The organism is Mucilaginibacter frigoritolerans, from assembly GCF_007830615.1.
Taxonomy (GTDB): domain Bacteria; phylum Bacteroidota; class Bacteroidia; order Sphingobacteriales; family Sphingobacteriaceae; genus Mucilaginibacter; species Mucilaginibacter frigoritolerans.
The window spans coordinates 28,695-45,105 of the sequence record NZ_VLLI01000009.1 but is presented as its reverse complement, the minus strand read 5'-3'; the positions used below and the strand labels follow the sequence as shown (position 1 = coordinate 45,105).

General features: G+C 36.9%; 18 protein-coding genes. 14 read left to right on the top strand and 4 right to left on the bottom strand.

All coding sequences use genetic code 11. The features are described from left to right. Window positions 1-2: 2 nt before the first annotated feature. Window positions 3-1,049, bottom strand: coding sequence for a bifunctional diaminohydroxyphosphoribosylaminopyrimidine deaminase/5-amino-6-(5-phosphoribosylamino)uracil reductase RibD (ribD, locus tag JN11_RS15435; RefSeq protein ID WP_144913980.1), 1,047 nt, complete (start codon window positions 1,047-1,049; stop codon window positions 3-5). 33 nt (window positions 1,050-1,082) lie between these two features. Between ribD and prmC the strand changes: the two genes are divergently transcribed. Further along, complete coding sequence (gene prmC, locus JN11_RS15430; protein ID WP_144913978.1) at window positions 1,083-1,940, top strand: peptide chain release factor N(5)-glutamine methyltransferase; 858 nt, start codon at window positions 1,083-1,085, stop codon at window positions 1,938-1,940. A gap of 42 nt (window positions 1,941-1,982) precedes the next feature. Here prmC and xerD read toward each other — a convergent pair whose 3' ends face one another. Then, complete coding sequence (gene xerD / locus JN11_RS15425; protein WP_144913977.1) at window positions 1,983-2,882, bottom strand: site-specific tyrosine recombinase XerD; 900 nt, start codon at window positions 2,880-2,882, stop codon at window positions 1,983-1,985. Between the two features lie 37 nt (window positions 2,883-2,919). Here xerD and aroQ point away from each other — a divergent pair, with 37 nt between their 5' ends. Continuing rightward, a complete protein-coding gene (gene aroQ, locus JN11_RS15420) occupies window positions 2,920-3,336 on the top strand; it encodes a type II 3-dehydroquinate dehydratase (protein ID WP_211360783.1) in 417 nt (138 codons plus the stop codon). A gap of 26 nt (window positions 3,337-3,362) precedes the next feature. Next, window positions 3,363-5,876, top strand: coding sequence for a mechanosensitive ion channel family protein (locus JN11_RS15415; protein WP_144913976.1), 2,514 nt, complete (start codon window positions 3,363-3,365; stop codon window positions 5,874-5,876). On the opposite strand, the gene JN11_RS15410 is transcribed toward JN11_RS15415, so the two are convergent. Together JN11_RS15410 and JN11_RS15405 are read right to left on the bottom strand one after the other, a co-directional pair. Beyond that, entirely contained in the window at window positions 5,854-6,885 is a 1,032-nt protein-coding gene (locus JN11_RS15410; RefSeq protein ID WP_144913974.1) for a glycosyltransferase family 2 protein, read from the bottom strand. The two genes, JN11_RS15415 and JN11_RS15410, sit on opposite strands and share 23 nt — an antisense overlap. Further along, window positions 6,882-7,766, bottom strand: coding sequence for a lysophospholipid acyltransferase family protein (locus JN11_RS15405; protein WP_144913972.1), 885 nt, complete (start codon window positions 7,764-7,766; stop codon window positions 6,882-6,884). The genes JN11_RS15410 and JN11_RS15405 overlap by 4 nt, the downstream gene beginning before the upstream one ends. A 36-nt stretch (window positions 7,767-7,802) precedes the next feature. Between JN11_RS15405 and JN11_RS15400 the strand changes: the two genes are divergently transcribed. The 11 genes from JN11_RS15400 to hisIE all read left to right on the top strand — a co-directional run bounded on the left by JN11_RS15400 (window position 7,803) and on the right by hisIE (window position 16,399). Then, the gene (locus JN11_RS15400; RefSeq protein WP_144913971.1) at window positions 7,803-8,414 is read left to right on the top strand and encodes a WbqC family protein; all 612 of its coding nucleotides are present in this window, start codon (window positions 7,803-7,805) and stop codon (window positions 8,412-8,414) included. A 225-nt stretch (window positions 8,415-8,639) separates the two neighbouring features. Beyond that, window positions 8,640-9,491 (top strand): ATP phosphoribosyltransferase, encoded by an 852-nt coding sequence (gene hisG / locus JN11_RS15395; RefSeq protein ID WP_144913969.1) that lies wholly within the window; start codon window positions 8,640-8,642, stop codon window positions 9,489-9,491. Window positions 9,492-9,572: 81 nt separating this feature from the next. Further along, on the top strand, window positions 9,573-10,859 hold the full coding sequence (gene hisD / locus JN11_RS15390; protein WP_144913968.1) for a histidinol dehydrogenase: 1,287 nt from the start codon (window positions 9,573-9,575) through the stop codon (window positions 10,857-10,859). A gap of 82 nt (window positions 10,860-10,941) precedes the next feature. Further along, on the top strand, window positions 10,942-11,988 hold the full coding sequence (gene hisC, locus JN11_RS15385; RefSeq protein ID WP_211360781.1) for a histidinol-phosphate transaminase: 1,047 nt from the start codon (window positions 10,942-10,944) through the stop codon (window positions 11,986-11,988). Continuing rightward, complete coding sequence (hisB, locus tag JN11_RS15380; protein WP_144913964.1) at window positions 11,985-13,136, top strand: bifunctional histidinol-phosphatase/imidazoleglycerol-phosphate dehydratase HisB; 1,152 nt, start codon at window positions 11,985-11,987, stop codon at window positions 13,134-13,136. Before hisC ends, hisB begins: the two co-directional genes overlap by 4 nt. A 73-nt stretch (window positions 13,137-13,209) precedes the next feature. Then, window positions 13,210-13,800 (top strand): imidazole glycerol phosphate synthase subunit HisH, encoded by a 591-nt coding sequence (hisH, locus tag JN11_RS15375; RefSeq protein WP_144913962.1) that lies wholly within the window; start codon window positions 13,210-13,212, stop codon window positions 13,798-13,800. 4 nt (window positions 13,801-13,804) lie between these two features. Then, window positions 13,805-14,554: a 1-(5-phosphoribosyl)-5-[(5-phosphoribosylamino)methylideneamino]imidazole-4-carboxamide isomerase gene (locus JN11_RS15370; RefSeq protein WP_144913961.1), complete on the top strand. Its 750-nt coding sequence runs from the start codon at window positions 13,805-13,807 to the stop codon at window positions 14,552-14,554. A 58-nt stretch (window positions 14,555-14,612) separates the two neighbouring features. Next, window positions 14,613-14,810 (top strand): DUF559 domain-containing protein, encoded by a 198-nt coding sequence (locus tag JN11_RS24680; RefSeq protein ID WP_211360779.1) that lies wholly within the window; start codon window positions 14,613-14,615, stop codon window positions 14,808-14,810. Then, a complete protein-coding gene (locus tag JN11_RS24775) occupies window positions 14,807-14,875 on the top strand; it encodes a hypothetical protein (RefSeq protein ID WP_394348829.1) in 69 nt (22 codons plus the stop codon). Before JN11_RS24680 ends, JN11_RS24775 begins: the two co-directional genes overlap by 4 nt. A gap of 72 nt (window positions 14,876-14,947) precedes the next feature. After that, window positions 14,948-15,754, top strand: a complete 807-nt coding sequence (gene hisF, locus JN11_RS15360; protein WP_317131275.1) for an imidazole glycerol phosphate synthase subunit HisF — start codon at window positions 14,948-14,950, stop codon at window positions 15,752-15,754. Between the two features lie 39 nt (window positions 15,755-15,793). Then, window positions 15,794-16,399, top strand: a complete 606-nt coding sequence (gene hisIE / locus JN11_RS15355; protein WP_144913959.1) for a bifunctional phosphoribosyl-AMP cyclohydrolase/phosphoribosyl-ATP diphosphatase HisIE — start codon at window positions 15,794-15,796, stop codon at window positions 16,397-16,399. Window positions 16,400-16,411: the final 12 nt, after the last annotated feature.

Here is a 16,411-nt window from a genome sequence, read left to right as displayed (position 1 = left end):
AATCAACTATTATAAAATATTCTAAATTTATCAGATCCTACTGAAAATTCGACAGAAGTATTACCAGATATTTGAGGCGCAACTATTCCTTTATTTAAATTATTTTCTCCAGTAAAAATACGAGCTTCATCCCATAATCCAGCCTCAATAAATTTATTTAATGTAAAAGCCCCTCCTTCAATAATAACGGATTGAATATCCTGAAGGTATAACTGAAATAAAATATACTGTGGAACATAACGCTCAAAGTCCTCCAGTGCAATGTATTTAATTTTACCATCAACGTCAGTTGTTATCTCGTTAAATACAAATGTTTCTACCGATTGATCAAACAGGTTTAAGTTTTTACTGAGTTCCAGTTTCCGGTCAATAACTACCCTTTTGGGAGATTTACCATTAGCATTGCGTACATTTAATTGAGGGTTATCAATCATGGCAGTGTTTTTACCAACCAGTACGGCATCTTCTTCACTGCGCCATTGATGTACCAATTTACGTGATTCAGTTCCGGTTATCCAATGCTGGCTACCGTTTTCCGGAGCAAAAAAACCATCGATCGTTTGTGCCCATTTCAGAATAATGTATGGCCGGTGTTTTTGAATTCGTGTAAAAAATCTCCGGTTAAGCCATTTACACTCCTCTTCCAAAACCCCGGTTATTACCTCAATTCCGGCAGCTTCCAGCTTTTCAATACCTTTACCATTTACCTGGTCAAACGGATCGCGGCAACCCACTACCACTTTCGGAATGCGATGTTTAATGATCAGATCAGAACACGGAGGGGTTTTGCCGTAATGAGCACAGGGCTCTAAAGAAACATATATAGTTGACTCTTTCAACAATTCAACTGAATTATTGAACTTAGCTATAACCTGGTTAACAGCATTTACCTCGGCATGTGCCTCGCCATATTTATGGTGATAGCCCTCGCCTATTATTAATCCATTATGGACTATAACGGCACCAACCATGGGATTAGGACTAACAAATCCTTTACCCAATTCTGCCAGTTCAAGACAGCGATGCATAAATATTTCATGCTGAACCATGCTGCAAAAGTAGCTTTTATGTTACTTTGTTGCATGAAAACTATTAAGGATGTTTTTGCTGATTATAAAAAAGAGCTTCAGCCCCTTTATGATATTAATGAAATTGAAGCAATCACTTTATTGGTTATCAGCGAAATAGCTGATTTATCAAAAGCGAAAATAAAGGCATTTCCGGAAACAGAAATAAAAGATGAGGTGGCCGGAAAAGTAGATAATATTTTAGCTGAATTAAAAACGGGGAAGCCGGTACAGTACATTTTAGGCAAAACTGAATTTTATGGCTTACCCTTCTATATTAATTCAGCTGTACTTATACCAAGGCCTGAGACGGAAGAATTGGTTGAATGGTTACTTCAATCTATAGCAGATAAAAAGGTGCCTGTAGGCAGTATTTTAGATATTGGAACCGGGAGCGGATGTATTGCTATCAGCCTAAAAAAGAATTTATCAGGGTTTGAGGTTTCGGCTATTGATATTTCTAGCGATGCTTTGGATATAGCCCGGATCAACGCCAAACTTAACCAGGTAGAAGTAAATTTTATTCAACAGGATATTTTAAGCTATTCAGAGTCTGAAGTCCCTAAATTCTCAATTATAATAAGTAATCCACCTTACGTTACCCTGCACGATAAAACCCAGATGCATAGCAATGTAACCGATTTTGAACCCCATACGGCTTTATTTGTTCCGGAAAATGATCCTTTGATTTTTTATAAAGCCATTGCCGATTTTGCACTGATAAACTTGCATCCAGGGGGGGTATTATTTTTTGAGATAAATGAAAGCTATGGTGAAGAGACCATTAATATGTTAAAAGATAAATCGTTCAAAAACATTGAATTAAGAAAAGATATGAGCGGTAGAGACAGGATGATAAAGGCTGACCACTGATTTTAATGATTAGATGATTTCGCTGATGCCCCTTAATTCGTTTTAGCTGCGAGGGTGAAATTGAATAATTGTTCCTTTTAAGTATTCTCTATCCAAATGGGTATAAATTTCGGTAGTAGTAATACTTTCATGCCCAAGCATCTCCTGCACAGCACGTAAATCGGCTCCGCCTTCAACTAAATGGGTAGCAAATGAGTGCCTAAAGGTATGAGGACTAATGGTCTTGCTTATTCCGGTAATTATAGCCAATTGCTTAATTACCATAAAGATATATACCCGGCTTAACCTTGTGCCCCGCCGGTTAACAAACACAAGATCCTCCTCTCCTTTTTTTATTTGGTAGTGCACTCTTACATTATCGATCCAAATTTTCAGAGCTTTAACTGCAGAACCGCCAATGGGCACTAGGCGTTCTTTGCTTCCTTTTCCGGTTACTTTAATAAATTCAATATCGAGGTAAAGGTTTGATAATTTAAGTTCCGTTAATTCCGATACCCGAAGCCCACTGCCATACAAAACTTCCAGTATGGCTTTATTACGCGCCCCTTCAGGCTTTGAAACATCGATAGCATCGATGAGCTTATTAATTTCTATATAACTTAAAGTATCCGGAAGCTTACGCTGAATTTTCGGCGCTTCCAGTAATTCTGATGGATCGCTCTTGATCAGATCCTCCATCAATAGGTATTTATAAAAAGATTTTATACCAGATAATATCCTGGCCTGTGAAGAAGGGATCATACCCAACTCGTTAATCCATACAATAAATTGCCGTAAATGAATTAAAGTAATATTTTCAGGTTGTATTTTAATTAATTGACTATCAGCGAACTGATAAAGTTTATCTATATCCCTACTATAAGCTTCAATAGAATTTTTTGACAGGGATTTTTCTAACTTTAAATACGATTGAAAACCTTTTATTGCTGAATGCCAATCCAATTGATTTTTTTTAATGTTTTTATTTAAGTTTGAGCTGATGAAGATACAAATTATAAATGGCCCAAATTTAAATCTGCTGGGGGTTCGTGAAAAATCAATTTACGGCAATACTAATTTTGAAACCTACTTAGAAGAATTAAAAAAACGTTTCGCCGACATTGAAATCAGCTATTACCAAAGCAACGTTGAAGGCGAGATTATAAACAAGCTACATGAAATTGGCTTTAGCTATGATGGTATTGTGATAAATGCTGGTGCTTATACGCATACCTCAATTGCCATTGCCGATGCTATTGCTGCTATTAACACTCCGGTAATTGAAGTGCATATTTCTAATGTTTATAAAAGAGAAGAATTCAGACATAGTTCAATGCTGGCCGCCTGCTGCAAAGGAGTAATTGCTGGTTTTGGGATGGATTCTTACCGTTTGGCCATTGAAAACTTTTCAGCTTAACTTATATTTATTTAGTTTATAAAAATATGAACAGATACCTTAAAGTTTTTACCCTTTTTATTTTGTCGATCGGAGTTTTCTATTCGATTGATGGTTTTTCTCAAACCAAAACTAAAAAGGCAGCATTATCAAAAAGAGAAGCCGAAAGGCATGCCATTCATTTTCGCGATTCGGTAATGCGATCGCTTAATAAATCAGATACTTCCATAAGTAGTTTATTACAAAGGATTGAACAATATACAACCTCGTTTAATCAGATAAAAAACAGCTTATCTGCTGGGTTGGATACTACTGATGTGAGCCAGCAATTACCTCCCATTGTAAAAAGGATAAATAAAATTGATTCTGTAGCTAATACCCATAAGTCAAGTACCTTGCGTTATCTGTTTGTGCTTCGTGATAATATTGATCACATGCAGGGTAAATTAGATGATTGGCAATCTGATTTACAGGATATTAATACCAAATTGGTGCAAAATCAGTCCGACCTGCTTAAGTTTTTTAAAGATACCATATTAAAAACTACTCCCTCAGACAGTGTTGTTAGAAAAACCTTCTTTTTACAACTGAGGGAAGTAAAAAAGTTATGGCATAAAACAGATTCCACTAATCGTAAAGCGTTAACCAGTGTTAATTTGCTACAGGATAAAATTGCGATTTCTTACACCAAAATTCTGGACGAAAACGATCAGATAGATGCCAAAATAAGAGGATTTGCTTTAAAAGCGATTTCAGGTGAATCAAGCTATATATGGTTACCTGATACGCAGTATAATGACTTTAAACCCGCTTTAAAAAGTACCATTAAGTTAAATACACTGTTATTTAATTACTTTCTCAAAAGCGAAACGGCCACACATTTTATAGGGATTGCATTTTTTGTTCTGATTCTAATATGGATACTTTATACACGGGCGAGAATTTTAAAACATAATGAAGATCCCTGGGCTATATTTAGTGAAGCTAATTATATAGGTAAAAAACCATTTGTTTCTTCAATATTAATAGCGACGACGCTAATACCATTCTTTTACGATCATCCACCAACCGTATTTTTGGAGATACTTGTATTTGCATCCATTTTATTGTCATTGATTCTGATCAAGCCAGAAGTTTCAAAAACTGTGTTTAGATTTTTAACGCTGCTTTTATGCCTGTATATTGCTTATGCAGTCAGTAACTTATTTATCTCTATCTCAAATATTGACAGATATGCAGTTTTTGTATTAAGTATTATTTCCATTATTAGCGGGTACCGGTTCTACAAAAAAATAAAGACAACTACTGATAAGGATCTTTCTTATGCAACGCTGGCAACACAAATTTTCATCGTTTTACAGGTTTTATCATTCCTGCTTAACATGACAGGGCGTTTTAGTCTGGCAAAAATACTTGGGATAACTGCGGTATTTAATTTATGGATGCTGGTTATTCTTTTTATTGTAGTTAATATCATTATTCAAGCCTTGTTTTTGCAGTTTAAAATTAAAAGAGATAACAACAGCATCATTAATTGGATTGATTACAACCTGGTACAAAAGAAATTTAAAAACACTCTTGTAGTAGCAGCTTCACTCCTTTGGTTGTTTTTCTTATTGCAAAATCTGAATATTGACGATTGGGCCAGAGACTCAATCGGTGATATTTTGGATGATTCGCGAACTATTGGTGGTGCTACATTTACTTTCGGTGGCTTTGTTATATTCATTTTTGTAATTTGGTTATCTTCAATTGCATCTAAATTAATCAGCTATTTATATGATGTTTCCGCACAGCGTGTTACCGACCTTTCTGTAGCCAAGAAAAAGAACCGGACTTCTGCCCTTATTATCAGGATGGCGGTTTTTTCAGTTGGTTTTTTACTTGCTGTAGCAGCATCAGGCTTCCCCTTAGATAAGTTAACCATTATTATTAGTGCCTTTGGTGTAGGTATCGGTTTTGGTTTGCAGAATATTGTAAACAACTTGGTATCGGGCTTAATTTTGGCATTTGAAAAACCGATCAATATTGGTGATGTGGTGGCTGTTGATGGCCATACCGGTACTATGAAGGAAATTGGTATAAGATCAAGCAAATTAGTAACAGGAGATGGCTCTGAAGTTATTATTCCTAACGGCGACCTGATTTCACACCAGGTAATTAACTGGACATTGAGTAACAGCAACCGGCAGATTGAGCTGAAGGTTATAGCTGCCTATGGTATTGATATAGAAAAGGTTAAAAACGTTCTTAAAGGTTTATTAACTAATCGTGATGATATCATGAACAGCCCAAGCCCGGCCGTGTTTGTGAATGGAGTAACGGAAAGTGCTGTTGAGTTTAAAATTTTGTTTTGGGTGGCTGATATAAGCGCAACAAGCGAGCTAAGAAGCCGTATCCTTTCAGAAATTTACCAGGCAGTAGGCAAAGAGGAAATCAAATTGCCATCAACCCAAAATAATGTTTTTGTACACTTCCCTGACGGCGTACCATTACAGAATATTGAAAAGAAAACCGATAAAAAGGAGAGAAAAGATACTAAAGAAAATCCTCCTGAGTAAGATCAGTAAAATGGCGTTTCTTTTTAACAAAGAAATCCCAAACTAAACTATCTTTATAAATACAACTTAAAGGATAATGCCTGTGACCAGTAATCACGGGCTTTTTCTTTTTAAAAAGACTTAACACAAAATTCTGATGTGCCCTGCTTACCGCCCAGGCATCTTTGCGTTTACCTTCTCCCAAAAAGCGGAATATAGCTAAAAGGTCCATCCAGATTCTAATAATGATTGTACCAGTAGCTCGCCAAAACGGAAGATTATTTTGAAGCAGCAAAAGATTATTTCTAAAATTCAGGTAAGTTTTAAAAGGATTCTCCACATTCAAAGTCCCTCCACCCAAATGAAATACCTCTGATTCTGCACAATACATAACCTTGTAACCAATATTTTTCAGTCGCCAACAAAGGTCAATTTCTTCCATGTGTGCAAAAAAACGGTCGTCAAAGCCACCTGCCTGGCGCCAGCAATGTTGTTTAATAAACATAGCTGCACCTGTCGCCCAAAATACTTCGCCTGATTGCTGGTATTGCCCTTTATCCTCTTCTATTTCATAAAACATCCTGCCGCGGCAAAAGGGATAGCCTAAGTAGTCAATAAAACCACCTGCAGCACCGGCATGTTCAAAATATCCTTTTTGATCAAATGCTTTTATCTTTGGCGCTGCTACTGCAATCTTTGGATCACTTTCCATTAAATTAATTACAGGCGCAATCCATCCAGGGGCAACTTCAACATCTGAATTAAGCAGGATATAATAATCAGCCTCTACCTTTTCAAGTACTTTGTTGTAACCACCTGTAAAGCCATAATTATCATCATTCTCAATAATAGTCACTGATGGGTATTCCTGCTTTAAAAATGCAATAGAATCGTCTGTAGAAGCGTTATCGCCAACTATTATTTCCAGGTTTGGCCAAACAGATGATAAAACAGACGGTAAAAAGCGTTGAAGATATTTTTTACCGTTCCAGTTTAAAATAACAACGGCAACTTTGGGCGTATAACTCATTTTTTTACATCCTCCGGCTTAATTTTCCATCTCCGGTGCGACCAAAGCCAAAATTCAGGTTTTTCAATTATTAAATTCTCCAGATATCTCACGTGTGCTTCTGTGATCTCGTAAGGTTGTGTATTTTGTGGTTCATCAATTAAAGGTACAAAGGTAAAGGTATAGTACCCCCTTTTTACCAAATCAATGCGATAAAAAATAACACTGCAATTTATTACCTTTGTTAACTTCTCAATTCCGAGAAAGACCGCAGTAGGTTGATTCAGAAATGTTGTAAAATATTTAGCATCTTCTCTTGTTGGCGTTTGATCTGATACCAGCACATTAAAGCTCAATTCATTTTTAAATTCAATAAACTTACGTAAGGTCTGTTTCATTGAAATCATAGTGGCACCAAATCGCGAACGCGTTTTATTAAAGAAATCCGTAAAAACTACGTTTGATTGAGGCTTGTAAACAATTACTCTACGGTGATCAGTAAGAAAACCAAAACTCAATGTAGCCATTTCCCAATTGCAATAATGCCCTGCGGCAGCAATAATGCTTTTTCCCTGATTAAAGTAATAATCTATCAGCTCAGGGTTAGTTACCTTCATCCGGAGCTGCACTTCTTTTGCTGAGATACTAACTGATTTTATTGTCTCAACCATTAAGTCGGCCATGTATTTATAATACTTCCGTTCTATGGTGTTACGCTCTGCTTCTGTTTTTTTGGGGAAAGAATTGGCCAGATTTTCTTTTACAACCTTACGCCTGTAACGGGTAATGTGGTATAGAATTACGAATAAAATATCCGAAATAAGATACAAAATCCAAAAAGGCAATAGTGACACCAGGTATAAAAAGAATGTACCTAACCTTGAAAGCCCTTTTTTTATCATTATTTTCGTCGAATTTTAGCTACAAACATAAAATATATGATTGAAAAAGGCGCTGTGTTCCCTATGTTTTATCTTCCACCTGTTGAATATTTTATAAACATTAACAGGTATAAGCCTGATATACTGATAGAAAGAGAAGAACATTTCCCAAAACAAACTTACCGGAACCGGGCAAATGTATATACCCCTGATGGTACGCTTGCACTGGTTGTGCCTGTAAGCAAAGGCTCTAAAAATCACACAAAGATTAAAGATGTTAAAATAAGCTATGATTTTGAGTGGCAGCGCCTGCATTGGTTAAGCTTACAGGCATGCTACCGCCGTTCAGCTTATTTTGAATATTATGAAGATGAGTTTGCCATATTTTATGAAAAGAAATATCCTTTTCTTTTCGATTATAATGAGCAATTGTTGCAGTTTATTTTAAAATCTTTAAAGCTGAAGATTGAAATAAAATATACTGATAGTTATGAAGCAGCCTATCCGGAGCTGGCAGATTTCAGGAGCTCTATCCATCCAAAAAAAGAAATAGATTTTAATCAAAAAACTTATTTTCAGGTATTTGAAGATCGAAAAGGCTTTTTAAAAAACATGAGTATTGTTGACTTGTTATTTAACCAGGGCCCAAATGCCATTAATTATTTATGATCTGGCTTAATCTGCTAACAAAAAATTTATTTTGATTTAATAAACAACTGTCTATATTTGCACAACTCATCTATAGTATTACTAGATAAAAAAATGAAGGCATATACGTTACATCATTCACATCTGAACCATCACCACCATGTGGTGATCAGATAAATGTATGTTTCTACGTGAAATAACGCCCCGGCTAATTCTTTTTTATTTATAGTATCTTAAAATCATTCAGTGAAAACACTTAAAATAGCGATCCAAAAATCGGGTCGGCTCAACGAAAAATCCGTTGAATTATTAAAAAATTGCGGCCTTAATTTTGAAAATTATAAAAGCTCGCTTATCTCCCCTGTTTCTAACTTTCCACTCGAAATTCTTTTTTTGCGTGATGACGATATCCCCGAATATGTTCAGGATGGCATTGCCGACCTGGGTATTGTAGGTGAAAATGTTATAGAGGAAACAGAAGTAGAAGTAAGTTACCTGCAGCGCCTTGGATTTGGTAAATGTTCTTTAAAAATAGCTGTACCTAATACTTATGACATTAAAGATCTTTCAGAACTTGATGGTAAATCCATTGCAACAACCTACCCTGCTATATTAGGTAAGTTCTTAAAAGAAAGAGGTATACAAGCTGATATACGTACTATATCTGGTTCTGTTGAAATCTCCCCTGGCTTAGGCCTTAGCGATGCCATTTGTGATTTGGTTTCTACCGGTGGAACGTTAAAAAGCAACGGGTTAAAACCATTTGCCGATGTAATGTCTTCAGAAGCAGTGCTAATCGGTCGTGTTGGTAGCGAAAATGAAGAATTGGTTAAGGAATTGATCCAACGTATTCAGTCGGTATTAAGAGCAAAAGAAACCAAATATGTGGTATTAAATGTGCAAAAAGATAATTTGGCCGCTATTACTGCATTACTACCGGGGGTTAAAAGCCCATCTGTAATACCTTTAGCCGAAGAAGGCTGGGTTGCTGTACACACCGTTATTCCGGAACGCGATTTTTGGGACAGGATAAGTCAGCTAAAGCAGGCTGGTGCACAGGGTATAGTAGTGATGCCGATTGAAAAGATTATATTATAGTGGGCAGTAAACAGTTTTCAGTTGGCAGAATGAGCTAACAATTGAGAACTGCAAACTGTAAAGTAAAAACTGCTAACTGAAATGAAGACATACAATTATTCAGACCTGAGTACTGATGACATCAGGAAACTGGTACAGCGAAATGTTGATCCAGCGAATGAGATTCGAACCATAGTGGAAGACGTTATTGCCAATGTTAACAAACATGGTGATAGCGCTTTGTTAAACTACGCATTAAAATTTGACAAGGTAGAGCTGAATAAACTATATCTGGTTAAAGAAGAACTGGAAGAAATTGCTTCTACCATATCTGCTAAACAAAAGGCGGCACTACAAACAGCCTATGATAACATTTATAAATTTCATAAAGCTCAACTCAAAACTGAGGATAAGGTAGAAACCATGCCAGGCGTAACCTGCTGGCGCGAGTTAAGGGCAATTGAAAAAGTGGGTTTATACATCCCAGGTGGTAGTGCTGTATTGCCGAGTACATTTTTAATGCTGGGCATACCAGCACGAATAGCGGGTTGTAATGAAATTATAGTATGCTCTCCACCACAAAAAAATGGTAAGGTAAATGCTTTTATTGCTCAGGTGGCCCTAATGTTAGGTATTAAAAAAATATTTCTTGCAGGGGGCGCACAAGCAATAGCGGCAATGGCCTATGGTACGGAAAGTATAAATAAAGTTGACAAGATATTTGGCCCTGGGAATCAGTTTGTTACCAAAGCTAAAACTATTATTCAATCAACCACTACAACAGCTATTGATATGCCCGCCGGGCCGTCAGAAGTTTTGGTAATTGCTGATGATAGCGCTGATGCGGCTTTTGTTGCTGCCGATCTTTTAGCACAGGCCGAACATGGTATTGACAGCCAGGCTATATTAGTTTGTACATCCAAGGGAATAGCAGCAGGAGTTTTAGCTGAAGTTGAAAAGCAAGTGCCCGTTCTACCAAGGGCTGAGATTGTTAAAAAAGCTTTGGATAATTCATACATCGTGATAACAAAAAATCTGGACGAAGCTATGACTTTCAGCAATCAATATGCCCCTGAACATTTGATTTTAGCCACCGAAAAATGGCAGCTGATTACCCCGGCTATTATCAACGCAGGCTCGGTGTTTTTAGGTAACTTAACACCTGAAAGTGCAGGTGACTATGCTTCTGGCACAAATCATACATTACCCACAAGTTCTTATTCAAGAGCTTATTCTGGTGTGTCGGTTGACTCGTTTGTAAAAAAGATCACTTTCCAGCACATTACTCCTGAAGGAATTAAAAACATTGGCCCATCAGTTGAGGTGCTAGCGGAATTGGAGGGCCTGCATGCCCATAAAAATGCAGTAAGTGTTAGATTAAATAAATAAAAAATTTCATAGTGAGACGCTAAGTAATAATACCTACTACAAGCATAGATAAAAGCTCATCAATGACAAAAAAATAAAAAAAATGTTTAGTATAGATAATATATTAAGAGAAAATATAAAACGCTTAGTCCCATATTCATCCGCACGAGACGAATACCAGGGAGAAGCAAGCGTTTTTTTAGATGCCAATGAAAATGCTTTTGGCTCACCCTTAGAACAACAGTTTAATCGTTACCCTGATCCTTTACAATATCAGGTAAAGAAGCGTTTAAGTGAGATTAAAGGGTTGCCAATTCGCAATATATTTCTGGGTAACGGTAGCGATGAAGCAATCGATATCCTGTTCCGCAGTTTTTGTAATCCAGGTGTCGACAATGTTGTACTGGTTCCCCCTACTTATGGAATGTACCAGGTATCAGCTAACATCAATGATGTGGAAGCCCGTAACGTGCCGCTCACTGAAGATTATCAGCTTAATTTGGAAGGCATAGCTGAAGCTATTGATGCTCACACCAAACTAATTTTCATCTGTTCACCCAATAATCCTACTGGAAACTCGATAGACCGCTCGGATGTGGAGACGCTGCTGACTAACTTCAATGGAATTGTAGTTGTTGATGAAGCCTATATTAATTTCAGTCGTCAAAAAACCTTTATACAGGAGCTTACCGAATACGCCAACCTGGTAGTTTTACAAACGTTAAGCAAAGCTTGGGGGCTTGCCGGTTTACGTGTTGGGATGGCTTTTGCAAGCGAAGAGATTATAGAGGTAATGAACAAAGTAAAGCCTCCTTATAATGTAAACGAAGCATCCCAGCAATTGGCTTTGCAGGCTTTAGCTAATGTTGATCAGGTAAATAATTGGATAAAAGAAACTTTAAATCAGCGAGACAGGCTAGTATTGGGATTAAAAGATTTTGATTTTGTGCTGGATATCTATCCTTCTGATGCTAACTTTATCCTTGTAAAAACTACTGACGCCCGTGGTATTTATAATTTCTTGGTACAAAAAGGAATCATTGTACGTGACCGTTCAAAAGTTGAATTATGTGAAGGCTGTTTACGTATAACCGTTGGTACTCCTGAAGAAAATAACTTATTACTACAATCCCTATTAAACTATAAATGAGCAAGCTTCAAAAAATATTGTTTATTGACCGTGATGGTACCATTATAAAAGAAACTGTGGATGAGCAAATTGATTCATTTGCCAAGCTGGAGTTTTATCCCGGCACTTTACAATATCTCCCTAAAATAGCTAACGAGCTGGATTTTCAGCTGGTAATGGTTACCAACCAGGATGGTTTAGGTACTGCTTCATATCCTGAAAATACGTTTTGGCCAGTGCAAAACTTCATTCTTAAAACATTAGAAAATGAAGGTGTCGTATTTTCAGAAATTTGTGTCGACAAAACATTCCCAGCAGAGAATGCCCCAACGCGTAAACCGGGAATCGGAATGCTGATTAAGTATTTAGACTCCGAAAAGTATGACATGAAGGGATCATTTACCATTGGTGATCGTAAAAATGACGTATTGCTTGCTCATAATTTAGGTGCAAAGGCCATATGGCTCAATGATAACTCTAATTTGGGTAGTCATGAATTTAACAACCCCAATGAGGCTGCAATAGTAAAAGAAGCTGTGGTATTGGAAACTACCGACTGGCAAAAGATATATGAATTTTTAAAATTGGGTGAACGCGTATTTGAGCATCGCCGGGCTACAAAAGAAACGGATATTCATATTAAATTGAATTTAGATGGTAAGGGCGAAGCAAAAGTATCAACAGGACTGCATTTTTTCGATCACATGCTTGATCAGATAGCTCGCCATGGAGGTATTGACCTGGAAGTAACTGCCAAAGGTGATTTGCATATTGATGAGCATCATACTATTGAGGACACAGGTATAGCTTTGGGCGAGGTTTTTGCGGCAGCTTTAGGTAATAAAAAAGGGATAGAACGTTACGGTTTTTGCTTACCGATGGATGATTGTTTGGCACAAGTTGCAATTGATTTTGGCGGGCGAAACTGGATTGTTTGGGAAACGGAATTTAAAAGAGAAAAAATTGGTGAAATGCCAACAGAAATGTTTTTCCATTTTTTCAAGTCTTTCTCTGATGCTGCTAAATGCAATTTGAATATAAAAGCTGAAGGTGAAAACGAACATCACAAAATAGAAGCTATATTTAAAGCTTTTGCAAAGGCTATTAAAATGGCCGTAAAAAGAGATGTTAATAACATGGTGTTACCAAGTACAAAAGGACTACTGTAGTAAACAGTTTCAAGTTGACAGTTTGCAATTGTCGACTTTTACAAAGCCTGCTACTAACTGATAAAGCAAACTGATGATAGGTATAATTCGATACGGAGCTGGAAATATATTTTCACTTACTGCAGCGTTAGAACGCCTTGGTATTCCTTATGGAATGATTAACAAGGAGGATGATTTCGATTTATATGATCGCTATATTATTCCAGGAGTTGGCCATGCCGGCGCAGCTATGCATAAATTGGAAAATACAGGACTTGTACCTAAAATTAAATCGTTAACAAAACCAACCCTTGGTATTTGTGTTGGAATGCAATTATTAACTTCTTACTCTGAAGAGGGTGATGCTGATTTATTAAAAATATTCCCTATAAAAACCATGCGGTTTGCAAATAGTACCGAATATAAAGTGCCACATACAGGGTGGAATCAGGTTTATCCTGAAAGAGAGAATCCACTTTTTGAAAATATTCCTAACGGATCACATTTTTACTTTGTACATTCATATTTTATTGAATTTGATAATACCTTTACACTGTCATCAGCAATTTATAATAACAAGTTTTCGGCATCAATTTGGAGGGACAATTTTTATGGGGTGCAATTCCATCCCGAAAAATCAGGTGCTTATGGTGAAACGTTACTAAAAAACTTCTCAAAACTTTAAAGACATGTACATTATTCCTGCAATTGATATTCTAGACAAAAAAGTGGTTCGCCTACGCGAGGGCGACTACAAGCAGGTCACCGAATATGATGTTTCCCTTGAGGAAATGATCCACCGATACCAGTCAAATGGCACTAATTTCATTCACATTATTGATTTGAACGGTGCTAAAAATGATTTTTCAAATCAACAATACCTTTTTGATGTAATTAAAAAAACAGACATGAAGGTACAATACGGTGGAGGCATACGCAGTATTGATAAGGTTAAAGAATTGATTGACGCAGGTGTTCACCGCGTTATTGTAGGTACACAGGCACTCACTAATCCGCCATTTTTAAAGGAATTAAGCCAGGCACTATGCGGCCCAAGCAAATGCTCAGATCAGGTGGTAATTGCCATTGATGTTTTAGACGAAGTAATTAAATACTCCGGCTGGATGGAAAGTTCTCCTATTAAATTAATGGATTACGTTGATAAATGTTTGGCTCTTGGATTTTTCCGCTTTTTATGTACAGACATTAATAAGGATGGTAAATTAGCCGGTGCTGGTATTGAACTTTATGAAAAACTGCTTGATCATTCTCCTTTTATCAAATTAATTGCCTCTGGCGGTGTAAGCTCAATGGAAGACGTTGAAAAATTAAACAATATCAAAGTTGAGTCATGCGTGGTTGGTAAAGCAATTTATGAAGGTCACATTAGCATCGAAGAAATAAAAAACTGGAATTTGGAATCTCTTATTTCCATATAACCCCCGGCCCCCTGAAGGGGGAGCTGACTTGTATGCGTATACTTATGCATAAGTTAAAATGAAAAAGAAATTGTTTCTGGGGGCTAATCCTGAAATATTTGCGAATGCTAAGGCTTTAAGATATAATATGACTCCTGCAGAAAACATGCTATGGAGCCATTTAAATATCAAAATAGATAATGCAAAATTCAGGAGACAACACATCCTCTTGGAAGTTATATTGCAGATTTTTATTGTCATCAGTATAAACTCGTGATTGAAGTGGATGGGACTATCCATCAATTACCTGAGGTAATAAAAAATGACTTGGAGAAACAATAGTTTCTTGAACAACAAGGTTTGCGTATATTGAGATTCACGAACCAACAGATATTTAATAATTTAGAGTACGTTTTGGAACAAATTAACAAGCAAATCAGCTCCCCCTTCAGGGGGCGGGGGGGGTTAGCAAAGCGAATCATCCCTTGTCTTGATGTAAAAGACGGTCGTACCGTAAAAGGTGTAAACTTTGTTGATCTTCGAGATGCCGGTGACCCCGTTGAACTGGCCTGGAATTATTCCAATCAGGGAGCAGATGAACTGGTGTTTCTGGATATAACAGCTACAGTTGAGCGTCGTAAAACAATGGTTGAGCTGGTTAAAGCCGTTGCCCGTCAAATTAATATCCCCTTTACTATTGGTGGTGGCATCAATGAAATTGCCGATGCTGATGCTCTTTTAAACGCCGGTGCCGATAAAATATCTATCAACTCTGCAGCCGTACGCAATCCTGCCTTAATTGATGAATTAGCAAAAGCATTTGGTGTACAGTTTGTTGTTATTGCGGTTGATACTAGAGTAATTAATCATAAAAATATTGTACACCTGAATGGTGGCCGTTTACCTACCGAAAAAGAAACTCTGAATTGGATACTGGAAGCTGAAAGTAGAGGAGCCGGTGAAATATTGCTTACCTCAATGGATCATGATGGTACAAAGAATGGCTTTGATACCACTTTCCTAAAACAGGTTAATAATAGTGTAAATGTCCCTGTAATTGCCTCAGGAGGTGCAGGCTCTGTTCAACACTTTGTAGATGTATTTGAGCAAAGTAATGTGGACGCTGCTTTAGCTGCTTCTGTATTTCACTATGGTGAAATTTTAATACCTGATTTAAAAAGCATATTGAAGCAAAATAACATTGAGGTAAGAGAAATATAATCTTTTACCATTAACTTGTTGTCTGCGTTGGCGCAGATAATGACGAAAAATAAAAATATGAATATTGATTTCGACAAAACAAACGGTCTTGTACCTGTAGTAATACAGGATGAGCAAACATTAGAAGTATTAATGCTTGGCTACATGAACGAGGAAGCTTATAATAAAACTGCTCAGGAAAATATTGTTACTTTTTTTTCCAGATCAAAGAATCGTTTATGGACAAAGGGAGAAACCAGTAATAACTTTTTGCATGTTAGAAGCATCCATATTGACTGTGATAATGATACCCTTTTAATTAAGGTTAAACCCGACGGACCTACCTGCCATACCGGTTCACGCAGTTGTTTCCAAACAGAATATAATCAAAACTTCATTCTGGAACTTGAAAATATTATTGCAGACCGTTATGCAAACCCTAAAGAAGGCTCGTACGTAAATAAACTTCAGAAGAAAGGGCTAAACAAAATAGCACAAAAAGTTGGTGAAGAAGGTGTTGAAACTGTCATTGCCGCACTTGCTGAAACAGAAACCGATCTTATTAATGAGGCATCCGACCTTGTTTTTCACTTAATAGTGCTTCTAAAAGAAAAAGGCCTTAATCTGGAACGAATAGCAAAAAATCTGGAAGAAAGACATAAATAAGTTTGCAGCTCA

Coding starts and splice junctions, on each gene's coding strand:
- JN11_RS15405 (WP_144913972.1), bottom strand. CDS start 7,766: ATGATAAAAAAAGGGCTTTCAAGGTTAGGTACATTCTTTTTATACCTG.
- aroQ (WP_211360783.1), top strand. CDS start 2,920: ATGAAGATACAAATTATAAATGGCCCAAATTTAAATCTGCTGGGGGTT.
- JN11_RS24680 (WP_211360779.1), top strand. CDS start 14,613: ATGAAAAAGAAATTGTTTCTGGGGGCTAATCCTGAAATATTTGCGAAT.
- JN11_RS15415 (WP_144913976.1), top strand. CDS start 3,363: ATGAACAGATACCTTAAAGTTTTTACCCTTTTTATTTTGTCGATCGGA.
- JN11_RS15400 (WP_144913971.1), top strand. CDS start 7,803: ATGATTGAAAAAGGCGCTGTGTTCCCTATGTTTTATCTTCCACCTGTT.
- JN11_RS15370 (WP_144913961.1), top strand. CDS start 13,805: ATGTACATTATTCCTGCAATTGATATTCTAGACAAAAAAGTGGTTCGC.
- prmC (WP_144913978.1), top strand. CDS start 1,083: ATGAAAACTATTAAGGATGTTTTTGCTGATTATAAAAAAGAGCTTCAG.
- hisD (WP_144913968.1), top strand. CDS start 9,573: ATGAAGACATACAATTATTCAGACCTGAGTACTGATGACATCAGGAAA.
- hisH (WP_144913962.1), top strand. CDS start 13,210: ATGATAGGTATAATTCGATACGGAGCTGGAAATATATTTTCACTTACT.
- ribD (WP_144913980.1), bottom strand. CDS start 1,049: ATGGTTCAGCATGAAATATTTATGCATCGCTGTCTTGAACTGGCAGAA.
- hisIE (WP_144913959.1), top strand. CDS start 15,794: ATGACGAAAAATAAAAATATGAATATTGATTTCGACAAAACAAACGGT.
- JN11_RS15410 (WP_144913974.1), bottom strand. CDS start 6,885: ATGAGTTATACGCCCAAAGTTGCCGTTGTTATTTTAAACTGGAACGGT.
- hisB (WP_144913964.1), top strand. CDS start 11,985: ATGAGCAAGCTTCAAAAAATATTGTTTATTGACCGTGATGGTACCATT.
- hisC (WP_211360781.1), top strand. CDS start 10,942: ATGTTTAGTATAGATAATATATTAAGAGAAAATATAAAACGCTTAGTC.